Raw genomic sequence first — 22,847 nt, forward strand, 5'->3', positions numbered from 1 at the left:
AATCATAGCCTCTTTTTTTAGATTCCCCCGCTTAGGCCATTAGGTCATTGGTTTGATTGAATCATTACTGACGGCCTTCATGACTTTTTTAGCTCCACTGAGTTGTGATATTTCCCGGGTTAAAGGTGTGCCCCTTTACTTCATCCCACAATACATCGTAACGTCTACTTTTCCATAAATTCCTTTATCGTCTTCACAGCTTATTCACAAAAATGTTAGGAATTGGTAACATCTCTAAAACAAACAAGGTGTACGATTGTAGGTGTTACATAAGAAATTTGGGGGAGATTGGTCTGGTGACCAGTCTCTCCTTTTTTCGAAATTTCATTAAGGAGATGGCTCATTTGCAATTCAAACACCCCCGGATGGTAGCGCTTGCTGCTGCCTCCCTGGCGATTCTGACGGTTGGCCTGGCCGGCTGCTCTTCAGCGACCTCGTCTGCATCCAAGGAATCGGAAAGTTACAACATCAAGGATAACAAGCCTGTTCTGACAACGGCCCAGATCACCAAGAATCTGGACACTAAACTCATTACCACGCGTCAAGACAATCAGAAAAGCTTGACGGCGACCTATAAAGCCGCTGCCGAAAATGATAAATATACACTAGACCGTCCGTTTGTAAAGGTCGACCCTTACGCTGCCTCCCCTCTTTCTGCGCTGGTAACGTTTAAGACCGATGATGCCGTTAAAGTAACCTACACGGTCGTCGGTAAGACAGACAAGACATCTATCACCAACACCGTTAAGGGGGGCTACACCACAACTCATCAAGTTCCTGTGGTCGGCTTATATGCGGATACCAATAACACGGTGAAGATCACCACCACTACCAAGGGTGGCAAAACCCAGACCAAGACCCTCATGATGCAGACTGGTTCCCTACCAAAATACATCAAAGACGCCAAAGTAACCGTCTCAAAGAATGATAAAGATCAAATGGAAATCGGCAAGAACAAGCTGACTATCATGAACCGAACCACGAAACAGCCCTTTGCCATTGACGCCGACGGGGCCGTACGGTGGTATGATAAGAACTATTCGCAACACACCATTGAGCAGTGGTCGAACGGCCACATTATGATGCTCTCTAAGAAAGATGTGAACTCAGACGTTTACAACGACCTGCTGGAGACCGACTACCTGGGCCGAGTCTACAAGGAATACAGTTTCTCTGCTGGAACCAGTAGTTCCGACGGAAGCAGCATCTCCAAAGCAGCCGCCAAGGCCAGCTCAGAAACGACGGTCATTCATCACGATTTGGTTGAACTACCAAACCATAATTTCCTGGCAACCGTCTCCGATGGCTCAAAGTACAAGGAAGATACGATGATTGAGGTGTCCCATAAGACTGGGAAAATCGTTAAGGTCATCGACATGAAAAAGCTTCTGCCGAAGTCCATGTGGACCAAGTTTAAGAAAGGCTTGGACGGTAAGGTCGACTGGCTACATCAAAACGCCGTGGACTACGATAAGAATGATAAATCCATCGTCATTTCTAGCCGGAACCAAGACATGATCATGAAACTGGATTACAAGACTGACCATATCAAATGGATCTACAGTGGGAAGAAGAAGTCCACCTGGCCTAAGGCGTACCGTAAGTACCTGCTGAAACCAACCAAAGGAACGACGATTACCGGTGGGCAACACGGGCTGTACCTGTTGAATAACGGCGGAAAGAACACCGCTAACAGTGAAAACTTCCTACTCTATGACAACAACATTGCAGTCACCAACGGGAATAAACAGACCTCTGGTAAGTACTCACAGGCCGTTGAATACCACGTGGATGCCAAGAAGATGACCATCAAACAAACCTGGTCATACGGCAAGTCCCTGGGTAAGACTAACTTTACCCCGGTCATTGGTTACGCGCAAAAATTGGCCAACGATAACGTACTGATTGACTTTGGCTTCAAGAACGGCGGAAAAGAAAGTAATGCTATTGAAGTTACGCAGTCGGGTAAACAGGTCTTCAATGTAACGATGAAGAGCGCGGCCTCTAAGGCCTACGCTTACCGGACTTACCGCGTACCATTCTACGGTACCGCTTATCAGTTCGACGCCACTAAATAGCCGATTTGTCACGCTTCGGTTGGTAGGCCCGGCATCTGCTGTAGGCTCGAAAAACCATCGAGCCAACACCACTGTCACAGCTGACACCAGCCCTACCAACCTGCGGTAATGATTGCTATTTAGCAACAATGACTGGCTCTTTAACAGTAAACTCAACTGCAGCTGGTTAACGCATGAATCATTAATTACTTACAACCAAAAGCGGCTTCACGCCACTCTCACAATGAGGGTGACGTGAAGCCGCTTTGATGTTAACGAATTTACTATTTATTCCTAGATTTAATTTCTATCGATTATTAAAATTTCAAAAGTTAATGTTTCCATTTACGTTGGCGCGTTTGTTCATAGAGCCAGATCGTCAATCCCAACACAATCAGTACCGGAATGAGCAACGCCCAATTTCCCAACGTTTTCGTAAACAAGCCCACCAAGAAGGCCCCAGCAATAAAGCTGAGCATTAAGGTCGCCGTATCCAAGGCCCGGCCACGTGCCGCCTTGTCACGATAGCGAACACCATCATAAGCAGACTCAGACAACCGCCGCACATTTCCCGTCATCATCAACGGCGTAAAGGGCGCTCCCTTGATCTGCCGGAATTCCTGCAACTCCGCAGCAGCGGCTAGAGATAACAGTGCCGCCACTAAGAAACCAGGAAGTCGCTGCCCCAGAAATAAAACTGCTCCCAGTAGCACCAGCATATAACTCAACACCACTAGTTGACGATTTACTCGCCGCTTATCAAGGATGTGCTGCAGAACGCGAACAATAACCGACCCCAAGGCAAAAGCCAGTAGTGACGCTAAATAGCGCCCACCCGCGGTAAATTGTAGGTGGCTTAGACTGGTTCCCAATAAAATCAGATTCCCAGTCTGTAAACCAGCAAAGACCTGCCCGTGGACCAGATAGGAATACGCATCCAATCCACCAGCAACCATAGTTAATCCGCACCCAAAAATTAATTGCTCGTGGGCGGGAAAAGCTGTTTCTCTCAATTCAGTTCACCTCTCCGAAGTTTTTGCGTTCAGCTAGTATAAACTAAATTGTTAATAAATCAGTTAAATTTCTTACGCAAATTGCAAGAACAAGTTAGTCACTAGGACCAAATACTGATACCAAGGGATTCTCAGGGGTTGAAGTTGGTGGCGCGAGGAGCCTAGCCGCAGGCGGCGGCGAAGAGTTCGGCGGGAGTCTGGAAGCCTAGCAGACGACGAGGTGTGTTATTCAACTTGTCCGCTGTTCTAGCAACAGCCCGAGGACTTACGGCGTCTAAGGACATGCCTTTGGGAAAGTCATAGCGGACCATCCGGTTATGGACCTCATTGGTTCCCCGTTCACTAGAGGTGAACGGGTGCGTATGAAAGACTGGTGCCACTGAACGCAATGCCTCGCTCAGCAAGGCAAACTCAGGTCCGTTATCAGCGGTGATCGACTTGATAACTGGTCCATACTCTGCGAGGATTTCTCGCAGGGCGTACTCAACCGAATCGGCGTCACGCCCGTCAATCAGACGGATAAATTGGAAGCGAGTTTGACGCTCAATCAGGGTCATAATCACACTCTCATGGCCATCACGTTTACCAACGATAGTATCAATCTCGAAATGACCAAACGTCTTGCGAGAGTCAACTTCAGCCGGACGTTCTTCAATACTCCGTCCCATTACACGCTTATTTTTGTGATTAACGTGCTTGGGTAGTCGCCGCCGCATTTTCTCGGTAAGATCTAAGTTACAGACCTCTAAAAGTTGTTCGTCGATGTACTTGTACAACGTTTGGGTACAGACCATCTCGTCAGGCCGAAAAAGGTTTAACACCTTGGCGCGGCCTACAGCAGCATCTGGAGCCCAGCCATCAGTCTTAAAGTGTTCTACAAAGAAGGCTATAAAGTCAGCCGCCTGGAAGAACTTACAAGGCCTGTGGCAGGCCTTGCGGTTCTCGTGGTACCGCTGGTCGGCTAGTTCCGCCACGTAGACCTCATAGAAGACTACGTTACCGTTAACGATTTTCTTATTGGTTACCAAGCCTCGCTTGATTTCGTTGTTTATGGTTTGCGGGCTAACGCCAAGTAACTCAGCAATCTTCCGCCGAGAAAGCTTGTCGTGGTTAAAGTAGACCTCAATGTTTCCACGCTCTTTCAAAGTTAGATGGTGACCCTTGGGACGATTCATGGTAAGCTGTTCTTGCATCAAGACGAAGACCTCTTTCATTGTTTGTGTGAGAACTCCAATGATACCTGAGATTTACGTCTTGGTGTATTTATTTTGTCCTAAATTTCAAGTGGCTAACTTGATTATAAAATTCGCCGTTAAATTTCTTAACAACCCCCTGATGCAGTAGCCAGTATCCTTGAAATACCGCCAATTTCGTACCTAGTTAAAAGTATCTAAAGAATCAAATACAAAAAACTGGCCTGAGAAATTAAACCGCGGCTTCTCAGGCCAGCTCAAGTAAGTTAAACAACGGTAATTCTTAAAACCAATGGGTCAACCCCTAACTATTGATAACTAATCTAATCCATTATTAATAATTAAAAGTCAACATCATTTTTCTTCAATGACCAGACATATCCGTCCACGTCAATTCAGTCGAACCAAAATTTCTTGATTTCACGCCACAGGGATAACCTCAAAACTGAGCGGTCATCGCCGCTGATCATGAAACCCAAGATAGCCCCGCAAGCTTTAATTTTTCAACGCGGGGACATCTGGCCATTGCGGCCGACACGTTCTTAGCTAGTCCTTGTCCCGTTTCACAACGGTTAAGCCTAAGGCCTCCAGCTGATCTGCAGACACCGTTTCCGGTGCATTAGTCAGCGGCTCCGTTGCCTTAGAATTCTTAGGGAAGGCAATCACGTCACGAATATTCTTACTACCCGACAGAATCATGGCAAACCGATCAAGCCCAATCGCTAAGCCACCATGAGGTGGAAAGCCCATGTCGAAGGCGTGAATCAAGAAACCAAAGTTCCGCTCAGCCCGTTCCTTAGTAAACCCAAGGGCTCTGAACATCTTCTCTTGAACTTCACGCGTGTGGATCCGGATGGACCCGCCACCAATTTCATACCCGTTCAAGACAATATCGTAGCTTTGCGCGTGGGCCAAATGTGGGTTCTCGCCCTCTTCTAGATAATGCAAGTCTTCTTCGTTTGGCATAGTGAATGGATGGTGAGCGGCAATCCAGCGTTTAATTCCTTCATCGTATTCAAACAGTGGCCAGTTAACAACCCACAGGTAAGCAAATTGAGACTCATCGATCATACCCATTTCCTTGGCAATCGACTTCCGCAAGTAGCCCAGCGTATCCGAAACCACCTTAAAGCTATCCGCAATGAACAGGATCAGATCGCCCGCCTTAGCACCAAGAGCGGCACTGATTTCGGCCTCCTTACCCGTCACAAACTTACTAGTTGGCCCGGTAAAGCCGCCGTCATCCGTTACCTTGACCCAAGCGATTCCTTTAGCACCAAAGCGCTCAACGTACTGCGTCTTCGTATCGAGATCCTTGCGGGAGTACTTATCAGCCCCGCCAGGAACACAGATAGCTTTCACGAAGCCCCCATCGCTAACCGCATCGTGAAAAACTTTGAAATCCAAATCCTTCACGATGTCAGACAGGTCGTGTAATTCCATATCAAACCGAATATCTGGCTTGTCTGAACCAAAACGATCCATGGCTTCCCGCCATTCAATTCGCTGGAATGGTGTTTTGATATCCTTACCCAGAACGTCGTGCATTACTTGCTTCAGTAGGCCTTCGACAATACTCTGAATCTCGTCAGCCTCTAAGAAACTCGTTTCCAAGTCGATCTGCGTAAATTCTGGTTGCCGGTCGCCTCGTAAATCTTCGTCACGGAAGCAACGCGCAATCTGGTAGTAACGGTCAAACCCTGACCCCATCAGCAACTGCTTAAATAGTTGTGGTGACTGTGGTAAGGCGTAGAAGTGACCCGGGTAAACTCGAGACGGTACCAAGTAGTCCCGAGCCCCTTCCGGCGTTGACGCCGTCAAATCTGGCGTTTCGATGTCAAAAAAGTCGTGAGTATCCAAGTAGTTTCGGGTCGCCCGCATAATCAGACTCCGGGTCTTGATGTTATGCTGCATTTCTGGCCGGCGTAAATCAAGATACCGGTACTTCAACCGCAACTCATCGGACACATTGTTGTCATCCTCAATGTAGAATGGTGGTGTCTCCGCAGCAGCTAACAGCTTGGCTTCATGGACTTCTACTTCCACCTGACCAGTCTTAATATTGGGGTTAACACCATCTCTGGCCCGCTTTTTAACGGTCCCTTTGATCTCAATCACGTACTCACTACGCAAGCCATCCGCAACTGCTAGTGCATCCGCACTAAATTCTTGACTGAAGACCAATTGAACAATTCCTTCACGGTCTCGCAAGTCAACAAAAATCAGATTACCCAGGTCCCGACGCTTCTGAACCCAGCCCTTCAAAACAACTTCTCGATCCAATAAATCAGTATCGACTAATCCGGCATAACATGTTCTCTTCATTGTATTAACATCTCCCGTCGGTGAGTATGGGCCATAAACCATCAAGGCTATTTAATAATTTTTTTCAAAAAAAAGATAAAACCCAAAATCGAGCCTTATCTTTTTTAAAGGAACTGTGACTTATTTAACTGCGATGCTCTACCTTTTCTAGGACTGGGTGGTTAGGCGCCTCGTCCCGAAAAGGCTTATTCTGCTAACCAAATCGCTTAGCTCAAGAGAACTAAGAAGATCGGTCCAAGCAGCGTTAAGACAATGTTACCAATTACATATGCAGGAGCCACGGTAGCCGCGTAGTATGGACCACCAATATCTCCAGCACGTTCTGAAATGGCGTTCAGTCCAGCGGACAACGTATCCGCCCCAGTCAATGACCCAATCAGTGCAATTGGTTCCATGTGCAGGACATACTTACCAAAGTACAAGGCAATGATATGTGGCACGATGGAGATAAGAGCACCAATCAAGAAGATACTGATCCCCAATGACTGGAAGGCGCTCGTAAACGTCCGCGCAGCGTTCAATCCAACAGTAACGATGAATAGGTTCAAGCCTAAGCTTTGGAAGAATCCACTGACACTGTCAGGAATGGATTCAAGGTATTGATAACGGTTAACCCAGATACTTAATGCTAACCCCATCAACAGACTGGCAGTCCCATCACCTAATTGCAATGGAATACCATTAACCTTGAAGCCGGCAATCCCTAAGAGGGCACTGATTGCAATCCCGAAACAGAAGAGTGCAAAGTTGATAGCGTCCCGGTCAGACCGCCATAAGCCCATGGTATGCAATAGCTTACCACTGTTGCTGGTATCACCGGTCAGCCCAATAATGGAACCTGGCTTCAGTTCATCAGCTTTTTGCTTTTGACCATCCTTAGGATCGAACATGTTGATGAAGACATTGTCTGCCTTCAATTCAGCAAGTTGACTCTTGTTAAAGTTCTTAGCAAGAACAAACATTTTTTCTTTGAAACGGGTCTTTTGACCCAGAACTTCGGCGACATCTTCACCGTTGATCGCTTGTGAAACGTTGTCGGCATAACCAGCCAACGTAATGCGGTCCCCAGCTTGTAAGAGGTAGTCTTGATCAGCAATGCTGTTGCCTTTGCTATCAAAGGCTTCCAAGGCGTTCACGCCGAAACCAATGGACTTCCGTAACATTGGCATCGTCCAGCCAATGAAGCGAGATTCACTTTGGATTGCAAAGGTCCGTACCCGAGTAGGGCTTGGAGCTGCAGTATGGAAGTTCATCTTCAATGCAACGTCAGTTGATTGCTTCTTGATGTCGATATGCAACAGTTTTGGTGCAATATCACGCAAGAAGATCAGAACACCGATAGTCCCAAATACGTACGTCAAAGCGTAAACAATTGGAACCTGTGCGGAGTAGGTTGCCCTGACCGCCGCACTGACGGGTAACTTAGAAATGGTTTCCAGAGAACTCCCAATAACAGCAGATTGTGTTAAGGAACCAGCAATGGCCCCGGCAGCAATCCCTGGTCCAACGTGGAATACTGTGAAGCAGGCCCACGCAACCAAGAAGGCTGAAATTAAGAAGACACAACTAGAAATCAGGATCTTAGTCCCGAATTTCTTCATACTTGAAATGAATGAAGGTCCAACTCGGTACCCAACGGCAAACATGAAGAAGTCGAAGAAAATGGCACCTAAAACTTTATCACGGGTAAATGCCCCGATTTGGCCGATAATCAAGGAAACAATCAAAACACCAACGGTTGCCCCAAGGTTAAACGAACCAATTTTTACTTTTCCTAATAAATATCCCAAAGCTAGACAAATGAAGATTGAGAATACTGGTGTTGCCACCATAAAACTAGCTATTGCGCCCATAGTAATTACTTCCTAAACGTGATTATTTTTTATGCTTTTTGGTCTTGTTGAAATTCCATGTAGTACTCATCAATTAATGACTTAATGCACTTAGCAAGATCACGGTAATCATCGGAAGTTAAGTTAGCTAATGAGATCCGAACGTAGCCCTTACGAGCACCAAATCCAGAAGCATCCATAACAACGGCACCGAATTCCTTAGCTAATCGGTATGGGAAGCTCAGGTATGAATATTGAGAACGGAAGTACTTCCCAAATTCTTCACCATGAACCTTTTCAACCAGGTCATAAATATCAACCAACGTGTAGTACTTCGTGTTGGCATGTGAGTTATCAACGTTAACACCGATTTCATCCCAAAGGGCGTGGTAACGGTAGTTAACAACTTTCTTAGAAGTCAACAGGTAATCATCAACGTCGTCAGTAATCAAGCTGTTCAAAGCGAACAGATCCATCATGATTTGTTGAGGAGTTGACAGACCAGAAGTATGGTACAGTCCGATGGCACGACTGTCAGCAACAGTCCGGTCAATGAACTTCATTTCGTTTGGTTCTGGAACGACCATGGCATAACGCTTTTCCATAGCATCCTTGACGGACTTATCGTTGTTCGTAACTTCCTTGATAATCCGATCGCAAACGTTGTTCTTGTTAGCAGCAATCAAACCTAAGCGTTGGCCAGTTGCACCGTAAAGCTTAGAGAATGAGTAAACCAACAGGGTGTTGTGAGGAATAGCAGCGTAGATTGATTGATAGTCATCTGCGAAGGTCCCGTAAACATCATCTGAAATAACCACTAAGTTAGGGTTAGCTTCAACGACTTCTTTGAACTTATCAAGTGTGTGAGGACTGTAAGCACGAGCTGAAGGGTTAGTAGGGTTAACATCGAAGAAGCCCTTGATAGATGGGTCCTTCAAAGTATCCATTTGCTCGTCAGTCATCTGCCAGTTGTCATCTTCGTCAGCAGCCAACTTAACGATCTTCAAGTTGTATTCTGCTAATTCAGGAATTTGTAAGTAAGGCGTAAAGATTGGTGAGTTAATAGCAATAGTGTCACCAGGGTTTAAAATATGTGATTGCTTTAATTCTTGGAATAAGTAAACCATTGCGGCAGTCCCACCTTCAGTTGGGAAGACATCAGTCTCACCAGCCAGGTCGACACCCTTGTATAAGTTCTTTTGTAAGTAAGCGTTCAAAATCTGTTCCGTGTATTTGAGTGCACGAGAAGGAACAGGGTAGTTGTTACCAATTACTCCGTCTAATAATTCTTTAACGAATGCATCCTTATCAAAACCTAACTTGTCGACACAGTAGTCGAATGCAGAACGTAGGAATTGATCAGTTGAATCCGTATCTGATAAGGTAGCCAAGAAACGGTCAGCAACGCCTTCGCCTTCAATAAAGCCGGCCATGGCGCCATCGTCACGTTCAAAGGTACGCTTTGATTCTTCAACACCGAAGTTAACTAATTTTTGGTTAGCTAAACGGGCAGTCGTGTTGATCCAGTTAGGATTCCCACGACCGGCGTTGATAACCCGGTTATTTCTGATGTTCTTTGCAGCGTATTCCAGGAAAATTGCAGAAACTTCAAAATTTGATAGTTTGGTGAATTTGTCTAAACCTGATTCGTCAATCTTATTAAAAGTAGCTAAATCAGCATTTGCCACAACATCTTTGACAGTCATAAGAATAGCCCTCATTTCTAACGCCCTTCTCCAAAACTCAAATAATCGGTTCAAGTTATAAGAAGAAACACGTTAAGTATATTTTTTCTACTGGCCAGTAGTTGTGGATTCAACAATTTAAGCTTGCGGGGCTCTGTAATCGTTTTCATCCTTCTTTGTTATAACACTTACTTTATTTCATTGCAATATGTGAAATCACCAACAATGAAATTTAGGGCACCACAAAAAGGGCCCAATCGCTTGACTAGGCCCTTGCCAACGGTAATAATTTAATCTCCAAAAAAAACTAAAATGAAATGAGTTATTTTAGTTTTCGGAGCTGATTAGACTCCGGGAGGTCACGATACTTATCTCTATTTACGTGTTAAAGCCCCGCAAGAACTAACACACTTACAGAAAATTCACCAAGCTATCGTAAATCATCCAGAACCGTGGCTCGTTTTATGTATCGACATAATCGTTACCTCCTTACCAGTCTTCTTTTTCCAACATGCCATTAAATATCTAATTAAAAAATTGTACAAAAAAGCGCCCTTGCAATTGCAAGGGCGCATGACGCTGTACCACCTTAAATAGTTTCACTTTATTGATAACGTTCCTAAAATTTCCGAACGGACAGCCAGATACGCTGCCAGCCTAAGAAGTGTCTTCACGGATTTAGAAATACGATCTCCCACCAATCATCGCTCGCTAAAACCCATCAACCCGCTAATAATCTTCTAATCACGGCTTAATACGTATTTAATTTAACTGCATTATATCGCCTAGATTTACCCCTGTCAACCGATAAGTAAAATTAATAGACGGCATGTTGTATAATTTATATGATTAAATCAAAATGTATTCAATCAATTCATAACGAATATAATTTCAGGACAAACTTTCTCTACTACTTGTGACCCCATTTGAGTTTGCCGTTTTTGCTTGTGCAACAAGTAATTAAGCGCTACCAAAAATAAGACTTATTTTTCAGAAAATCTTTTTTTACAGCTAAAACTTTACTTGCAGGTTCAACTTAATTTAGCCGAAAAAAAACTACCGTCATAGCAATTGCTTGCTAATCGGTAGCGTTTAAGGCGTAACGAATTGGGCTAGCTGGGTTCGAACCAGCGCATCACGGGATCAAAACCCGTTGCCTTACCACTTGGCTATAGCCCAAAAATTGACGTCATTACTGACTCAACAGGTAATAATTTTAGCATTTATGCCCAAGAGTACGCAAGTCTTTTTTTACTTTTTTTCATCATTTTTCAAGATACGTTGACGCTAGTCTATCTAAAACGCTACCATAGAGGATAATTCAATGGACCGGGGACTCCTTTTTAGTCCTAATAATCGTAATTTTATTAATAAGAGGTGAATCTGTTTGACTGGAAAAGTAACCATTAAAGACGTAGCGAAGGCGGCCGGTGTTTCAGAAGCCACCGTTTCGCGGGCCCTCAGCCAAAGCCCGCGTGTCAAACGTGACACGCGGCAAAAGATTCAAAACATTGCCAATAATCTCGGATATCATCCCAATGGTCTTGCTCGCAGCATCCGGCTACAACAAACCCACACCCTTGGCGTCATCATTCCCGATATCCTAAACGACTTCTTTACCCGCCTAATTCGAGCGATTGAGGACGCCGCTGGCAAGGCTGGTTACGACGTTTTAATCGTCAATACTGATGAAAGCCTAGCTAAGGAAGCCAACGCGCTCAACCTGATGCTGGAAAAGCAAGTGGACGGCGTCATCATTACCAGTGCCGGCGGGCCAACGGATTATGCCGCCATTCTGGGCGACACACCTGCCGTCTTCGTAGACCGTATGCCACCCACTGGCGTTGAAACGCCCTTTGACCGCGTCTTAGTTGACAATGTCCAGGGAACACAAGACATCGTCGCCCAATTGCTCACTCAGGGGGCCCGGCGCGTGGGCATCATCAACAGTGCCGTGTCCTTCACCGCTACTGAGCGCTTACAGGGGTACCAACAAGCGCTCACTGCCGCCGGTCTAGAACCGGATCCCGCCATTGAAGCCACGGCCCGAACGGACAATAGTAACGTTCCTCAGATGACCCGCCAACTGCTGGTCAACCAGAAGTGCGACGGCCTCTTTGTTGCGGACAACACCATCATGGAGGGCGTTCTTCGGAAGTTACCTGAGCTAGCCATCCCCACCCTTCAGCTGGGAGGATTTGACGATCAGGACTGGTTTGACTTTCTCGTCCAACCCATCGTCACCGCTCGTCAACCAATCAATCAGCTGGGTAAGACTGCCATCGACCGCCTATTAGAGCGAATCAACGGCGCCGATATGCTACCTGCTGAGATTCGTTTAGCTGCCACGACCGTTTCACATTAGCCAGTCAACGCCGAGAAATAGTTGGGCGAAGTAGGCGGCCTGCTCCGTTGTCATCTGACAGCCTCGTACGTCCAGTGCGGTTGCTTGCAGTGTGGTAAACTCACAAGTCGTTATGTTTATCTTTTTTAACGACGTTTCCATGAAATTGGCGGCGTCTATATCACAGCCAACCAACTTCACCTGACGTAGCTGGGTTTCCAAGCAGTTTAATTCTCTCAAGTGAGAATCAGTAAACGTGACATTCGTGAGTTTTGCCTGATTGATGTTGGCTAATGACAAGTCACAATCCTGAAAAGACACGTCCTTTAAACCGGCGTGGTCCAGTGTGGTGCCCACCAATTTACAGTTCTTAAATTGCACCCGGTACCAGCTCGCACCAACCAATTGGCAATTCGCCAGGGTACAATTTTCAAAGATCACATCCGTTAGTTCAAATCGATCAAAGGTATCGTTTAAAAACGTCATGCCTTTAAACTAGCATTGCTCAACCAGCGGATGCTTCTGGGTCATCCCTTCAACCGCCTGACCTTGCAAGTCACCAAACTGTAGCAAATGGTCCTCATCCTGCTTAATGCTGGTAAAGTCAACGGACGACAGGGCGGACAAATTTAATCTAGGGGCATTCATTCAGCAAACTTCCTTTCTATTTTCACCAGTCACTTTAATGCTGCAAAGCTTAATATACGTTGAATCATTTGGCATTGCAATCCCTGATTACCATACTCAATCATAAAGCGATTAGTTTCATCATAAAAAGCATTGTAACCGTTTGCAGTTATGCTTGGCTTTCCCGCAATCAACAGGTATACTTGGCCAAACAACCAAGGGAGCCTATCATGAAAAAACGGACCGTTTACCCCATTATTGCGACTGAGTATCACAATCAGGAGGGTCACTACTACGTAGCAACCTCCCCCACGCTGCCTGATCTGAAAACCCGGGGAGCCAGCGTAGAACTACTGACCGTCGCAGCCAAAGCAGATATTCAGCAGCTTTTGTGTCATCCAGTTACCACCATCGATCAGGACCCCAAGCATTGGCGGCTCACCGCCAACCAGCGCGTCTTTGCTATCACGGTTACACTATAATTGCGTTAACTGCAAAAAGACTTATGCTACATTGATAAAAATAGCCACAATGTCTAAAACTATCAAATAACCAGATTAACAAAAAGAGGATTGCGGCAGCTAGGTAAAACCCCAGTTGTCTCAATCCTCTTTCTATTTGTAGAATTTCAATTTAGTTAACATAATATCGTCTCAAAAATACGTACAAGTTAACGATCAGTTCACCGAAGACGGTAAACTTACTGGATTGGTTCGTAGTTGGCACGAGGACCACCCACGTACTTTGGCCGTGACCGCAGCGCCGTAACGTGCGCGCCGCCTAATTCCAGTTGTGATGGGCGCACTGGAACCTGAACAAACTTGACGTGCATCCCGATTGATGTATCACCAATGTCCAACCCGGCTTGTGCAACAATGTGTTCGACTTCAACGGGGTCCTTGAATTGCTTGAAAGCGGCAATAGAACCAGCTCCACCAGCGTGCATAGCTGGCACAACGGTTACAATTTCAAAGCCCTTTTTCTCGGCCACTTCACGTTCAACAACCACGCTACGGTTGATGTGTTCACACCCCTGGACGGCTAAATGAATGCCCAGTGGTTCTAGCTTGCTCCGCAAGGTTTCGATAACGGCCATCCCGACATCCAAGTCAGAATTCTTACCAATATGGCCCCCAACGATTTCACTGGTTGAACACCCTAAGACGAACAGGTCGCCCCGGTGTAACTTTGCGGCGTCCAAGACGTCCTGCACAATTTTAGCTAACTGCTGTTTCAACTCATCCAAATTAATATCCAACATACCAACACACACTCCCTAGACTAAACTAAATTTGGTTTCAACTTGGCAAGGCTACCCACGATTGATAACGTGACCACCATGCCGAATCCAACTTGAATAATATTACTGAAGATTGAGGCTAACCCCGCAGGCCAGCCGAATAGTAAGGCCGTGGCAAAGAAGTACCCAACGACCATGATAACGCTACCAATCAACAGTGGCACAATCATTGTTTTGATTGACTTGTTATTTTGTGGGGTAAAGTACCCGACTGCTAACCCTTGCGTCCCGTGAATGACCAACGAGAACAAGCACCAAACTGGATACCCCGTTAAAATATCAATCAGGAACCCACTGGCACCACCGACTAGAAATCCCATCCGACCACCATACAGAATGGCGCTAGTGTAGATACCTACCTCACATAACGTCACCATCCCTTTGGTTGCGGGAATGGGGATAACGACTAAAATTGACAACGCCACGGTCATGGCAATCAGCACAGCTGCTAGAGTGTTTTCTTTTAACGATCCACGTTTCATTTTGTCTCTTCCTCCCATTGTCGACTTGCTCCCTGCCAAACACTGCCTAGCCGCTCGCTAATCCTTACACCGTGGGTAATCCCCATGTGGACGAACCGCTTGGCTACCTCAACAGCTTCCGGTAACGCCTGGCCCTTCGCCAATTGCGCGGTAATTGCCGCGGAGAAGGTACACCCAGCACCATCGGTCGTCTGTCGATCGATCTTTGGACTTTCAAACCAATAATCAACATCGCCCATTCGCAGACAATCGCTGGCCACGTTCCCAGCTAACCGGTTACCGCCCTTGATAATCACGTTATGGCAACCCGTTTCCTGAATTCGTTTGGCCGCTTCGACCATCCCCGTCTTATTGGTGATGGTCAACCCACTTAGCTGCGCCGCTTCCGCCAAATTTGGCGTCGTCACGTAGCCCAAGGGGAGTAGCCGTTGCTTAACGGCGGTTATGTAAGTTGCTTGTAATTGTGACTGTCCTTCCTTAAAGACCAGGACCGGGTCAACCACCAATTGCATGGTCGTCGACTCGAGCTGTGCACACACGGCCTCTAAGGTTGCCAAATCACCCAACAGACCCGTCTTAACGAAATGGATCGGCAATTGCGTCAGAATCGACGTCAACTGGTCATCAATTACCGTCGCGGGTAACTGATGAAGGGTTAAACTGGTTGGCGTGATGCTCGCCACACTAGTCAGGGCACTCACGCCAAAGACGTTGAGCTCTTCAAAGGTTTTTAAATCGGCTTGAATACCACCACCGGCCAGACTGTCTGATCCAGCAATCGTTAAGACGTTTTCCATGTGATCTCCTCCTACACGTTCTAGTATTGGTTTTTTGTGAAAAAATCACAACGGCCAATTGGCTTGTTTTTAATCCAGCCAATTACTATACTGGGGTCAAAAGAAAGGAAAATTACTTATGATCAATTGGCACGAAGATCTCCCACCTATTAAGCCCAAATACCTCGCCATCACCCAACTGGTTAAGCGCCTCATCCAAGAGGACAAGCTACTTCCCGGGCAACGACTCCCTGCGGAACGAGACCTAGCCAAACTGCTTCACGTTGACCGGTCGACCGTGACTCGGGCCTTCATGGAGCTGACCGCGAGTGGCCTACTGATTAAAAAAACTGGAAGCGGTACCTTTATTTCCGAGCTCCCACAAGTTAATTCACTCACAACCAGAGTAAACTGGAATGTCTTTCTGGAAAATGCCAGCTCATCTCGTGACGACACCTATCAGAGTAAACTCCTCCAGGCACGAACGTTAGATAAGGGCCATCTGATCGACGGCGCTGCTAACGAGCTACCAATGGCTTTAATCCCCCAGCTGGGATCCCTCCAGATGGATTGGCGAAGCTTCTTAATGGCCCAAAAACAGGAACAGGACGCGGGCTATCAACCATTGATCCATACGATTAGTCGACTCCACACGCAGCGCAACCAATTTAAAACCACCAATCAGTCTATAATTATTACTGGCGGTGCCCAGCAATCTTTGTTATTAATACTCAGAAGTCTGCTACAAATAGGTGATGCCGTGGCATTCGCCACCCCCTCCTATTTCAACTCCAGTGCTATTTTTAAGACTATTGGCGTGAAGACCTACGCCGTCCCAACCACCTCTGCCGGCCTAGATTTGGACGCACTGGAGGACGTAATTCTTAAGCATCGAATTAAATTATTAATACTTAATCCCACCTTTCAAAATCCAACCGGTCGTGTCATGCCCCTAGCTGAACGCCAGCGCATTCTACACCTGTGCCAATCCTACCAGGTCGCCATCATTGAGGATGACGTGTTTGGCTGGCTCGTACCCAAAGAAGACATTGTCCCAACATTCAAATCCCTGGCTCCTGAGAACGTCATCTACATTAGCTCCCTTTCCAAATTGCTGGGTTCCACGACCCGTCTAGGCTGGATTGTCGCTCCGCAAGCCATTGGTCAACGATTGCTTCAGGTTCAGAAAAAGCTCGACATCGTGCCCAGCATGTTGGCCCAGGTCATGGCGCACTTGGCACTCAGTAGTGACACCTTTACAGCTGAAATTACCAAGCTCACTGCCGAACTGGCCACCCGCCGTGAAGCCGTGACCGCCATCTTTCGCCAAGAACGGCCCAACTGGGAATTCATCACCCCCCGGGGCGGCTTCTACCTGTGGATCACTCAGGCCAATCCCGACATCTTCAACGATTTACTGGAAAGCCAGATTCTGGTTAAACCCGGTCCCATCTATGGCGCCACTAAGCAATCCTTCCGGTTCAACTTTGCTGGGATGGACGCTAACTTGCAGCAAGTCTTAACGCAAAAATTGCAGTGAAAATAGACTGGAAAAACCGGCAGCTAATCAAGGGGCCTTAGCCTCACCCCGGTCTTGAATTGTTTGTCCATCGGGGTTAAGCGAAGTTGATTGCCTTTAGTCACAGATTTCAGCGAGATAAAATTGACAATAAAAAAAGTTGCGGCCGTAGCCACAACTTTTTTTGCTGGTTATTCACATAGGAATCAAGCTAGCCCTTTGCTGACAGCGCCGGGCCAGTCCTAGTGAACGGACCTGCTGAACGTTTCACTTGAAGTGTTCGGCGCAACGTGATCCCCCCAGAATCGCGTTATCGCTAAACGACTTACTTGAGAATCTGACAGAATTCAATCGTTTCGTGATTAGGTCCTAAAATATTAAAGAACCGAATACCCTTGTCCCAGAATGATGGGATCGATTGAATCTCACTGTTGACCAAGTCCAAGCCCTGCTCCTTAGCAGCGGCAAAAGCCTGATCGACGTCGGTCGTGTTCAACGAAATGTGATTGATGGCACCAGCCGTTGGATTGGTTGGATCGCCCTCCCACGTTTCAATCGTCAGGTTACCAAACCGCATGAAGGCACACCGGTTGGCCCCGTTAGGAAATAGTCCGGCCTGTTCAAAGCCTAAGGACTTGTAAAACGCAATGGTCTTATCCAAATCGGCAGATGGAATGCCGACGTGTTGAATTCCAGTAATGAAGTCATTAATTGCCATGTTAACGGACGCCTCTTTCTTTTTTCAATCGTTATTTACCAACATCCACAGCCTGATGTTTCAGCTTAGGAAAGATGACGCGGTCAGCGACCCCAGTGATTCCACCCTGTGCCAGGAAGGCAAACACGGTTCCCAGACCAAAGTTGGTAAATTGACGGGTAATGATGATCGCAATGATGGCCATAATGGTTGGTGGAATGTACGATGCCCACATCGCCTTAGCAGCTTGCCCCTTAAAGTATCGGAACCGAAGAATCTGCATTAGATCATCAGCCGGATGTAAGACCAGGTTAACCCGCTGATAGATGGAAATGGCAACCGCAATGAAGGCCACTCCCAAGAAATTTAGGGCGATGTAGAAGATAACCATCCCCGTGCTGCGCGCATCTGGCAGTCCGGCAAACAATGCCGGATACTTGCCATCAAAGAAGTCTTCAAAAACTTGGATCAACGCGGAGAACGGCACCATGAAGACCATGTTCCCGGCGATTCGTTTCCAATCCCAGTGGTGAATCAGGACTGCGTTTAAGACTGCCGTCAAGAATCCCATGATCAGGAACGCCCAGAACAAATTCCAGTGGAAGGCCGTCCCCAGGTTGGCCTCCGCGGCTGACCAGTACGCCGCCCCCAAGAAGGACGGGTGAATCTTAGCGCTGGTAACCAATGTCAGCACATTTCCTGCCGAGTTGATGACCAGTGACAGGGCGAAGTACGCGATTGCCTTGGACATTGAAATGGTTCGTTGACCAGTTAACGCCACGTCCGGCGCCCCCTCATTCAAATTGCTCACTGCTTCAGCTTTCATGCTTATCCCTTACCTTTACGTGACTAGTCGGCAACCTTGACGACAGCCTTGCTGACGCCAGCGACCTTACCATTCAAGACGTCTTCGACTTGTTCCAGACTAACTTCGTGGCTGATCAAAGATTCTACGTCCAATTGACCGCTAGCCAGCAAAGCAATGGCATCTTCGAAAGCGTATGGGTTGATGAATGCCCCTTGGATCTTCAATTGCTTTTGGTAAACTTCATAGGTGTTCATGGAGAACGTCTGGTTAGGCTTCCCCACACCAAACATCAAGACTTGAGCACCCTTCTTAGTTGCTTCAACTGCTTGCTCCTGTGTTTGTGGCAACCCAACGGCTTCAATCACAACGTCGTAGTCTGCTGGTAAGCTATCGTGCTTGGTGTTGAAGGTGTTCGTAACGCCAAATTTTTCCTTGTTGAAGGCTAACTTCTGGTCATTGATACCGGCAAAATCCACTTGGTGAACGCCGTAAGCCTGTAATAATTGCACAAATAATTGACCCATGAAACCATCACCGATGACCAGGGCCTTTTGATAAGGCGTCAAGTCGAGTAATTTAACCCCGTGAACCGCACAAGAGATAGGTTCAGTCGTTGCGGCAGCTTTCAAGGAAACACTGTCAGGAATTGGGTAAACCACGGAGGAAGGCGCCGTAAAGGATTCTTCCAAACCACCATCACGTGTAACCCCAACGGCGGACAAGTTGTCACACAGTTCTGGACGATCAGTCCGGCAATATTCACATTGACCACAGTAGATGTTAGGGTCAACCGTTACCCGGTCGCCAACCTTCACGTTGGTCACGTTGCTACCAATAGCAGCGACAATTCCAGAGTTTTCATGACCTAACACGATTGGTGGCACAGCATCGGCGGAACCGGGAAGACCCGCGTACAATGCGCGGTCGGTTCCACAAATTCCAGCGTAGGCAGTGTTGACTAACACTTCATCCGCTTTAACTTCTGGCTTGACGAGGTCTTGAATCTCCATTTGCTTGGTTCCAGTTAATACTAAGGCTCTCATAATCTAGTTCTCCCTCTCTCACTTGTTATATTCATTGAGCGCTAAGGCAAAGTCACCTAGCGTGGCTGAACCGTTGTCTTTAACCGTTGGCATCACGATGTAATCTTCCAGTTTGCCAACGCTGACGTAGCCGTTCAATAGCTTGTCGAATTCGGCCCGGACCTTGACCAAGAAGTCTTCACTGACGACTCCGCCACCAAAGATGATCTTGTCAGGCCGCAACATCAACGTTTCCTGCAGGGCTGCTTGCGCCACGTAGTAGGCTAAGATATCCCACACGTGATCAGTTAATGGCACGTCCTTACCGGGTTTCCCCAGCCGCGCGTTGAACGTTGGCCCACTGACCAATCCCTCTAGACAGTCCCCATGAAACGGACAGATCCCGGGAAAGTCTAAATCATCAGGATGCCGCTTCAGGCGAACGTGGCCCATTTCGGGATGGCCTAGGCTCCCCACAAAGTTACCGTTGATAATCGCCCCAGCACCAACGCCAGTCCCAATCGTAAAGTAGACCAGTGAGTTGATGTTTTCGTTAAACAGCGTCGACATGACGTATTCACCATAGGCCGAGCCGTTGACGTCGGACGTCCAGTACATTGGCACGTCCAAATCCTGCTTGAGCCGCCCAATAAAGTTGGTGTTGGACCAGCCCTTCTTAGGCGTGTCTGTGATATAACCGTACTTGGGTGAGTTGTGCCGCAGTTCAATGGGACCAAATGATGAAATGGCAATGGCCTTGATTTCTGGGAATTGTTTAAAATAGTCGATGGTTTTGCTTAACGTCTCTTCTGGGGTGGTCGTTGGGATCCGCACCTTGTCCTGGACACGGTAATCTTCGTTACCGACTGCACAAACAAATTTAGTTCCCCCAGCTTCAATACTTCCGAGTTGCATAATTGCTACCTCCATATTTACGCCGGGGGCCGTGACCCGCGGCACCTTTTTCCAAAGCTATGAATGACCGGTACAGTCATTTTTAAATCGTTTTCAGTATAGCATCGCCTTGGACGTTTTTAAGGGGCCGATTCACACGAAAATTTTCAGAAAATCCGCAAAAATCCTATCAGGACGGAAATACAATCGATTGTATTTTTCGTGAAATTCGTCACTTATATGGGTAATAGCACGACTATCGCAGCTTCTTACACAAATTTTCACGCCCAGCTTGCCTCCTGTTTCAAACCATGCTAAACTAACGCTACTGACTCACAACTGAAGAAAGTTCTCTAGGGTTCCGCCACTACCATGGGTCTGGTCCGAGAGAGAACCCGTAGCCGCGGCTACGGCCACGGAAGGGAAAAAGCCTGGGAGATATCGTCGTTTATTCGGCAATATTTCTCAGGCTTTTTATTTGGTCGTGAGGATTAAGGAGGAACAGCATTTATGCTTAAACAGTGGTTACTTGTCGTCTTGGGCGCCGTCTTTGAGGTCAGCTGGGTCGTGGGCTTCAAACACGCCACCGCCCTTTGGGAATGGGGCCTAACTGGTCTCGCAGTATTTCTCAGCTTTTACCTATTGATTCGGGCCAGTCAGGTTATTCCCGCTGGCACCGCCTACGCAGTCTACGTTGGGCTCGGTACACTGGGTACCACCGCCGTGGGGATGCTGGCCTTTGGTGAGCCCATCAGCTTTAATAAACTCGTATTGGTCGGACTGCTAATCATCGGCATCGGTGGCCTTCAGTTCACCACAAATCAAGGAGGAAACTAATCATGGCTTGGCTATTTTTAATTATCGCCGGACTCTGCGAAATGTTGGGCGTCACGTTCATGAACTGGGCCCTTCACGCCCGCAAGTGGTGGCTGTGGGGACTGATGACCCTGGCCTTCACCCTTAGCTTTGGCGGCCTGGAACTCGCTTTGAACACCCTACCAATGGGGACCGCCTACGCCGTTTGGACGGGAATCGGTGCCGCCGGTGGGGTTATCACTGGGATGCTCTTCTTCCACGAGTCCAAGGACTGGCGGAAGTTACTCTGGGTGGCGGTGATTCTAGGCGCCACTATGGGATTGAAACTAATCAGCTAGTCTACCAATGGTAAGACCAGGTTGTACCAGGTCTCTCCCGCGTGGACCGAAGCGGAGACCCCTTCGTTCACATACCCATTGGCCTCATAGAAGGGCACCAGCCGCTTCAGGCAGGTCAGTGTAATGGCTTGACGGTTTTCCTGTCGGGCAACCTGGGCCAGTGCCGTCAAAAGTTGCCCACCAACGCCCTCACCCTGATGTTGCGGACTAACTGCCAGACTCAACACCGTTTGGTACGGTGCCCCAGCGGCATTGGGTGTCGATTTGGCAAAGAGGTCATCGGTCAGGTATCGGTGGTCAAACGCCGGCCCCACCACGTAGCCCAGCACCTCAGCACCTTGTTTGGCAACCAGAAAGGTATCTGGAATCTGCTGGATGCGTTCGGCCATACTGGCTTCACTGGCTGCTTCAGCAACTGAGAAACCAGCATTCTCAATCGCCATGATCTGTGTCAGGTCGGTTGTTTGTGCGTTCATAATTGTGACTGTCATCTTAATCAACCTCCATTAAGTATTCATGCCCTCAGTATACCTGATATCTAACCGTTTAGCGGCTAAACACAACCGCTATAAATTCAGGCCCTAGCAAAATGAGTATCTGTTATAATTGGATGGGTCTCAGGGGAACACTTAAGGAGGGGCACTTATCAAGAACGCAAAAACCATCTTCATTATCTATGACTTCTACTGTCTCGTTGCCGTCTTACTGATGGTCACGAGTCTAACCACCACCACCTTTTTACAGCTGGCCTTCGGTTACTATCTCTGGCTGATGTTGATCACCTATTTCTGGTTTGGTCGCAAACTCTGGCGGCAACACGTTACCAGCTATCTATCCACCCAGGTCATTCAGGTGGCGACCATGATTTTACTAACCATTACGCTGCTCACTAAACTGTTTGTCTAAAGGTTGAAAGTTCGAAACCGCTATCAAGCCAAAAATAGGATGGTGTTATAGACTTAAACTTAGTCTCACCCAGCTACCTCCGGTTAAACGGGTTCTCGGAAAATAAACTAGCTTAAATGATAGCAATTACGCAATATTATTGGCACTCCACTAGGTAGCCGAGAGTGCGTCGAATTTGGACTCAGCCGTGGGATTTTCAAGTGGTTTTCTTGA

22 protein-coding genes, 1 tRNA gene and 1 riboswitch are annotated in these 22,847 nt (G+C 47.3%); of the genes, 7 read left to right on the top strand and 16 right to left on the bottom strand.

The window, feature by feature from the left end:
• Positions 1–335 precede the first annotated feature (335 nt).
• Complete coding sequence (locus AB3Y94_RS07315) at positions 336–2,078, top strand: aryl-sulfate sulfotransferase (RefSeq protein WP_367295640.1); 1,743 nt, start codon at positions 336–338, stop codon at positions 2,076–2,078.
• Between the two features lie 311 nt (positions 2,079–2,389).
• On the opposite strand, the gene AB3Y94_RS07320 is transcribed toward AB3Y94_RS07315, so the two are convergent.
• The 6 genes from AB3Y94_RS07320 to AB3Y94_RS07345 form a co-directional block, all read right to left on the bottom strand.
• Complete coding sequence (locus AB3Y94_RS07320) at positions 2,390–3,070, bottom strand: YoaK family protein (RefSeq protein ID WP_367295641.1); 681 nt, start codon at positions 3,068–3,070, stop codon at positions 2,390–2,392.
• A gap of 161 nt (positions 3,071–3,231) precedes the next feature.
• Positions 3,232–4,284, bottom strand: coding sequence for an IS30 family transposase (locus AB3Y94_RS07325; RefSeq protein WP_367294742.1), 1,053 nt, complete (start codon positions 4,282–4,284; stop codon positions 3,232–3,234).
• Between the two features lie 525 nt (positions 4,285–4,809).
• Entirely contained in the window at positions 4,810–6,588 is a 1,779-nt protein-coding gene (gene aspS, locus AB3Y94_RS07330; protein ID WP_367295642.1) for an aspartate--tRNA ligase, read from the bottom strand.
• Positions 6,589–6,794: 206 nt separating this feature from the next.
• On the bottom strand, positions 6,795–8,441 hold the full coding sequence (locus AB3Y94_RS07335) for a YidE/YbjL duplication (RefSeq protein ID WP_367295643.1): 1,647 nt from the start codon (positions 8,439–8,441) through the stop codon (positions 6,795–6,797).
• Positions 8,442–8,470: 29 nt separating this feature from the next.
• Positions 8,471–10,126: a bifunctional aspartate transaminase/aspartate 4-decarboxylase gene (locus AB3Y94_RS07340; RefSeq protein ID WP_367295644.1), complete on the bottom strand. Its 1,656-nt coding sequence runs from the start codon at positions 10,124–10,126 to the stop codon at positions 8,471–8,473.
• 1,086 nt (positions 10,127–11,212) lie between these two features.
• Positions 11,213–11,284, bottom strand: a tRNA-Gln gene (locus AB3Y94_RS07345).
• Between the two features lie 208 nt (positions 11,285–11,492).
• Between AB3Y94_RS07345 and AB3Y94_RS07350 the strand changes: the two genes are divergently transcribed.
• Positions 11,493–12,470, top strand: coding sequence for a LacI family DNA-binding transcriptional regulator (locus AB3Y94_RS07350; protein WP_367295645.1), 978 nt, complete (start codon positions 11,493–11,495; stop codon positions 12,468–12,470).
• Here AB3Y94_RS07350 and AB3Y94_RS07355 read toward each other — a convergent pair.
• Together AB3Y94_RS07355 and AB3Y94_RS07360 are read right to left on the bottom strand one after the other, a co-directional pair.
• The gene (locus AB3Y94_RS07355) at positions 12,462–12,935 is read right to left on the bottom strand and encodes a pentapeptide repeat-containing protein (protein WP_367295646.1); all 474 of its coding nucleotides are present in this window, start codon (positions 12,933–12,935) and stop codon (positions 12,462–12,464) included. The two genes, AB3Y94_RS07350 and AB3Y94_RS07355, sit on opposite strands and share 9 nt — an antisense overlap.
• A gap of 9 nt (positions 12,936–12,944) precedes the next feature.
• Positions 12,945–13,097: a hypothetical protein gene (locus tag AB3Y94_RS07360; RefSeq protein ID WP_367295647.1), complete on the bottom strand. Its 153-nt coding sequence runs from the start codon at positions 13,095–13,097 to the stop codon at positions 12,945–12,947.
• A gap of 209 nt (positions 13,098–13,306) precedes the next feature.
• Between AB3Y94_RS07360 and AB3Y94_RS07365 the strand changes: the two genes are divergently transcribed.
• Positions 13,307–13,558 (top strand): hypothetical protein, encoded by a 252-nt coding sequence (locus tag AB3Y94_RS07365; protein ID WP_367295648.1) that lies wholly within the window; start codon positions 13,307–13,309, stop codon positions 13,556–13,558.
• 218 nt (positions 13,559–13,776) lie between these two features.
• Here the strand turns inward: AB3Y94_RS07365 and AB3Y94_RS07370 are convergent, their stop codons facing one another.
• From AB3Y94_RS07370 to thiD, 3 genes are read right to left on the bottom strand one after another with little or no spacing between them, the layout of a single operon-like run.
• Positions 13,777–14,337: a TIGR01440 family protein gene (locus AB3Y94_RS07370; protein ID WP_367295649.1), complete on the bottom strand. Its 561-nt coding sequence runs from the start codon at positions 14,335–14,337 to the stop codon at positions 13,777–13,779.
• Positions 14,338–14,357: 20 nt separating this feature from the next.
• A complete protein-coding gene (locus AB3Y94_RS07375; protein ID WP_125691844.1) occupies positions 14,358–14,858 on the bottom strand; it encodes an ECF transporter S component in 501 nt (166 codons plus the stop codon).
• Positions 14,855–15,655, bottom strand: a complete 801-nt coding sequence (thiD, locus tag AB3Y94_RS07380) for a bifunctional hydroxymethylpyrimidine kinase/phosphomethylpyrimidine kinase (RefSeq protein WP_367295650.1) — start codon at positions 15,653–15,655, stop codon at positions 14,855–14,857. The genes AB3Y94_RS07375 and thiD overlap by 4 nt, the downstream gene beginning before the upstream one ends.
• Before the next feature lie 118 nt (positions 15,656–15,773).
• Between thiD and AB3Y94_RS07385 the strand changes: the two genes are divergently transcribed.
• Complete coding sequence (locus AB3Y94_RS07385) at positions 15,774–17,174, top strand: PLP-dependent aminotransferase family protein (protein ID WP_367295651.1); 1,401 nt, start codon at positions 15,774–15,776, stop codon at positions 17,172–17,174.
• Between the two features lie 304 nt (positions 17,175–17,478).
• On the opposite strand, the gene AB3Y94_RS07390 is transcribed toward AB3Y94_RS07385, so the two are convergent.
• The 4 genes from AB3Y94_RS07390 to scrK form a co-directional block, all read right to left on the bottom strand.
• Entirely contained in the window at positions 17,479–17,871 is a 393-nt protein-coding gene (locus AB3Y94_RS07390; RefSeq protein ID WP_367295652.1) for a VOC family protein, read from the bottom strand.
• Between the two features lie 31 nt (positions 17,872–17,902).
• Positions 17,903–18,601 (bottom strand): fructose permease, encoded by a 699-nt coding sequence (locus tag AB3Y94_RS07395; protein WP_367296494.1) that lies wholly within the window; start codon positions 18,599–18,601, stop codon positions 17,903–17,905.
• 98 nt (positions 18,602–18,699) lie between these two features.
• Complete coding sequence (locus AB3Y94_RS07400) at positions 18,700–19,701, bottom strand: zinc-dependent alcohol dehydrogenase family protein (protein ID WP_367295653.1); 1,002 nt, start codon at positions 19,699–19,701, stop codon at positions 18,700–18,702.
• An 18-nt stretch (positions 19,702–19,719) separates the two neighbouring features.
• On the bottom strand, positions 19,720–20,595 hold the full coding sequence (gene scrK, locus AB3Y94_RS07405) for a fructokinase ScrK (protein ID WP_367295654.1): 876 nt from the start codon (positions 20,593–20,595) through the stop codon (positions 19,720–19,722).
• Positions 20,596–20,916: 321 nt separating this feature from the next.
• Positions 20,917–21,014, top strand: a riboswitch (guanidine-I (ykkC/yxkD leader).
• Positions 21,015–21,084: 70 nt separating this feature from the next.
• On the opposite strand from scrK, the gene AB3Y94_RS07410 reads away from it, so the two are divergent.
• Together AB3Y94_RS07410 and AB3Y94_RS07415 are read left to right on the top strand one after the other, a co-directional pair.
• The gene (locus AB3Y94_RS07410) at positions 21,085–21,411 is read left to right on the top strand and encodes a multidrug efflux SMR transporter (RefSeq protein WP_367295655.1); all 327 of its coding nucleotides are present in this window, start codon (positions 21,085–21,087) and stop codon (positions 21,409–21,411) included.
• A 2-nt stretch (positions 21,412–21,413) separates the two neighbouring features.
• Positions 21,414–21,728 carry a multidrug efflux SMR transporter gene (locus tag AB3Y94_RS07415; protein ID WP_367295656.1) on the top strand — a complete coding sequence of 105 codons (315 nt, stop codon included), beginning with the start codon at positions 21,414–21,416 and terminating at the stop codon, positions 21,726–21,728.
• Here AB3Y94_RS07415 and AB3Y94_RS07420 read toward each other — a convergent pair.
• Positions 21,725–22,219, bottom strand: a complete 495-nt coding sequence (locus tag AB3Y94_RS07420; protein ID WP_367295657.1) for a GNAT family N-acetyltransferase — start codon at positions 22,217–22,219, stop codon at positions 21,725–21,727. The two genes, AB3Y94_RS07415 and AB3Y94_RS07420, sit on opposite strands and share 4 nt — an antisense overlap.
• A gap of 217 nt (positions 22,220–22,436) precedes the next feature.
• Between AB3Y94_RS07420 and AB3Y94_RS07425 the strand changes: the two genes are divergently transcribed.
• Positions 22,437–22,634 (top strand): hypothetical protein, encoded by a 198-nt coding sequence (locus tag AB3Y94_RS07425; RefSeq protein WP_367295658.1) that lies wholly within the window; start codon positions 22,437–22,439, stop codon positions 22,632–22,634.
• Positions 22,635–22,847 lie beyond the last annotated feature (213 nt).

The organism is Levilactobacillus yonginensis, from assembly GCF_964065165.1.
Lineage (GTDB): Bacteria > Bacillota > Bacilli > Lactobacillales > Lactobacillaceae > Levilactobacillus > Levilactobacillus yonginensis_A.

What these genes read in the sequence shown, in the direction of transcription:
- AB3Y94_RS07360 (WP_367295647.1), bottom strand. Translation starts at nt 13,097, where the DNA reads ATGAATGCCCCTAGATTAAATTTGTCCGCCCTGTCGTCCGTTGACTTT.
- AB3Y94_RS07335 (WP_367295643.1), bottom strand. Translation starts at nt 8,441, where the DNA reads ATGGGCGCAATAGCTAGTTTTATGGTGGCAACACCAGTATTCTCAATC.
- AB3Y94_RS07395 (WP_367296494.1), bottom strand. Translation starts at nt 18,601, where the DNA reads ATGTCCAAGGCAATCGCGTACTTCGCCCTGTCACTGGTCATCAACTCG.
- thiD (WP_367295650.1), bottom strand. Translation starts at nt 15,655, where the DNA reads ATGGAAAACGTCTTAACGATTGCTGGATCAGACAGTCTGGCCGGTGGT.
- AB3Y94_RS07385 (WP_367295651.1), top strand. Translation starts at nt 15,774, where the DNA reads ATGATCAATTGGCACGAAGATCTCCCACCTATTAAGCCCAAATACCTC.
- AB3Y94_RS07355 (WP_367295646.1), bottom strand. Translation starts at nt 12,935, where the DNA reads ATGACGTTTTTAAACGATACCTTTGATCGATTTGAACTAACGGATGTG.
- AB3Y94_RS07365 (WP_367295648.1), top strand. Translation starts at nt 13,307, where the DNA reads ATGAAAAAACGGACCGTTTACCCCATTATTGCGACTGAGTATCACAAT.
- AB3Y94_RS07340 (WP_367295644.1), bottom strand. Translation starts at nt 10,126, where the DNA reads ATGACTGTCAAAGATGTTGTGGCAAATGCTGATTTAGCTACTTTTAAT.
- AB3Y94_RS07375 (WP_125691844.1), bottom strand. Translation starts at nt 14,858, where the DNA reads ATGAAACGTGGATCGTTAAAAGAAAACACTCTAGCAGCTGTGCTGATT.
- scrK (WP_367295654.1), bottom strand. Translation starts at nt 20,595, where the DNA reads ATGCAACTCGGAAGTATTGAAGCTGGGGGAACTAAATTTGTTTGTGCA.
- AB3Y94_RS07410 (WP_367295655.1), top strand. Translation starts at nt 21,085, where the DNA reads ATGCTTAAACAGTGGTTACTTGTCGTCTTGGGCGCCGTCTTTGAGGTC.
- AB3Y94_RS07390 (WP_367295652.1), bottom strand. Translation starts at nt 17,871, where the DNA reads ATGGCAATTAATGACTTCATTACTGGAATTCAACACGTCGGCATTCCA.
- aspS (WP_367295642.1), bottom strand. Translation starts at nt 6,588, where the DNA reads ATGAAGAGAACATGTTATGCCGGATTAGTCGATACTGATTTATTGGAT.
- AB3Y94_RS07370 (WP_367295649.1), bottom strand. Translation starts at nt 14,337, where the DNA reads ATGTTGGATATTAATTTGGATGAGTTGAAACAGCAGTTAGCTAAAATT.
- AB3Y94_RS07325 (WP_367294742.1), bottom strand. Translation starts at nt 4,284, where the DNA reads ATGAAAGAGGTCTTCGTCTTGATGCAAGAACAGCTTACCATGAATCGT.
- AB3Y94_RS07415 (WP_367295656.1), top strand. Translation starts at nt 21,414, where the DNA reads ATGGCTTGGCTATTTTTAATTATCGCCGGACTCTGCGAAATGTTGGGC.
- AB3Y94_RS07420 (WP_367295657.1), bottom strand. Translation starts at nt 22,219, where the DNA reads ATGACAGTCACAATTATGAACGCACAAACAACCGACCTGACACAGATC.
- AB3Y94_RS07315 (WP_367295640.1), top strand. Translation starts at nt 336, where the DNA reads ATGGCTCATTTGCAATTCAAACACCCCCGGATGGTAGCGCTTGCTGCT.
- AB3Y94_RS07425 (WP_367295658.1), top strand. Translation starts at nt 22,437, where the DNA reads ATGGTCACGAGTCTAACCACCACCACCTTTTTACAGCTGGCCTTCGGT.
- AB3Y94_RS07400 (WP_367295653.1), bottom strand. Translation starts at nt 19,701, where the DNA reads ATGAGAGCCTTAGTATTAACTGGAACCAAGCAAATGGAGATTCAAGAC.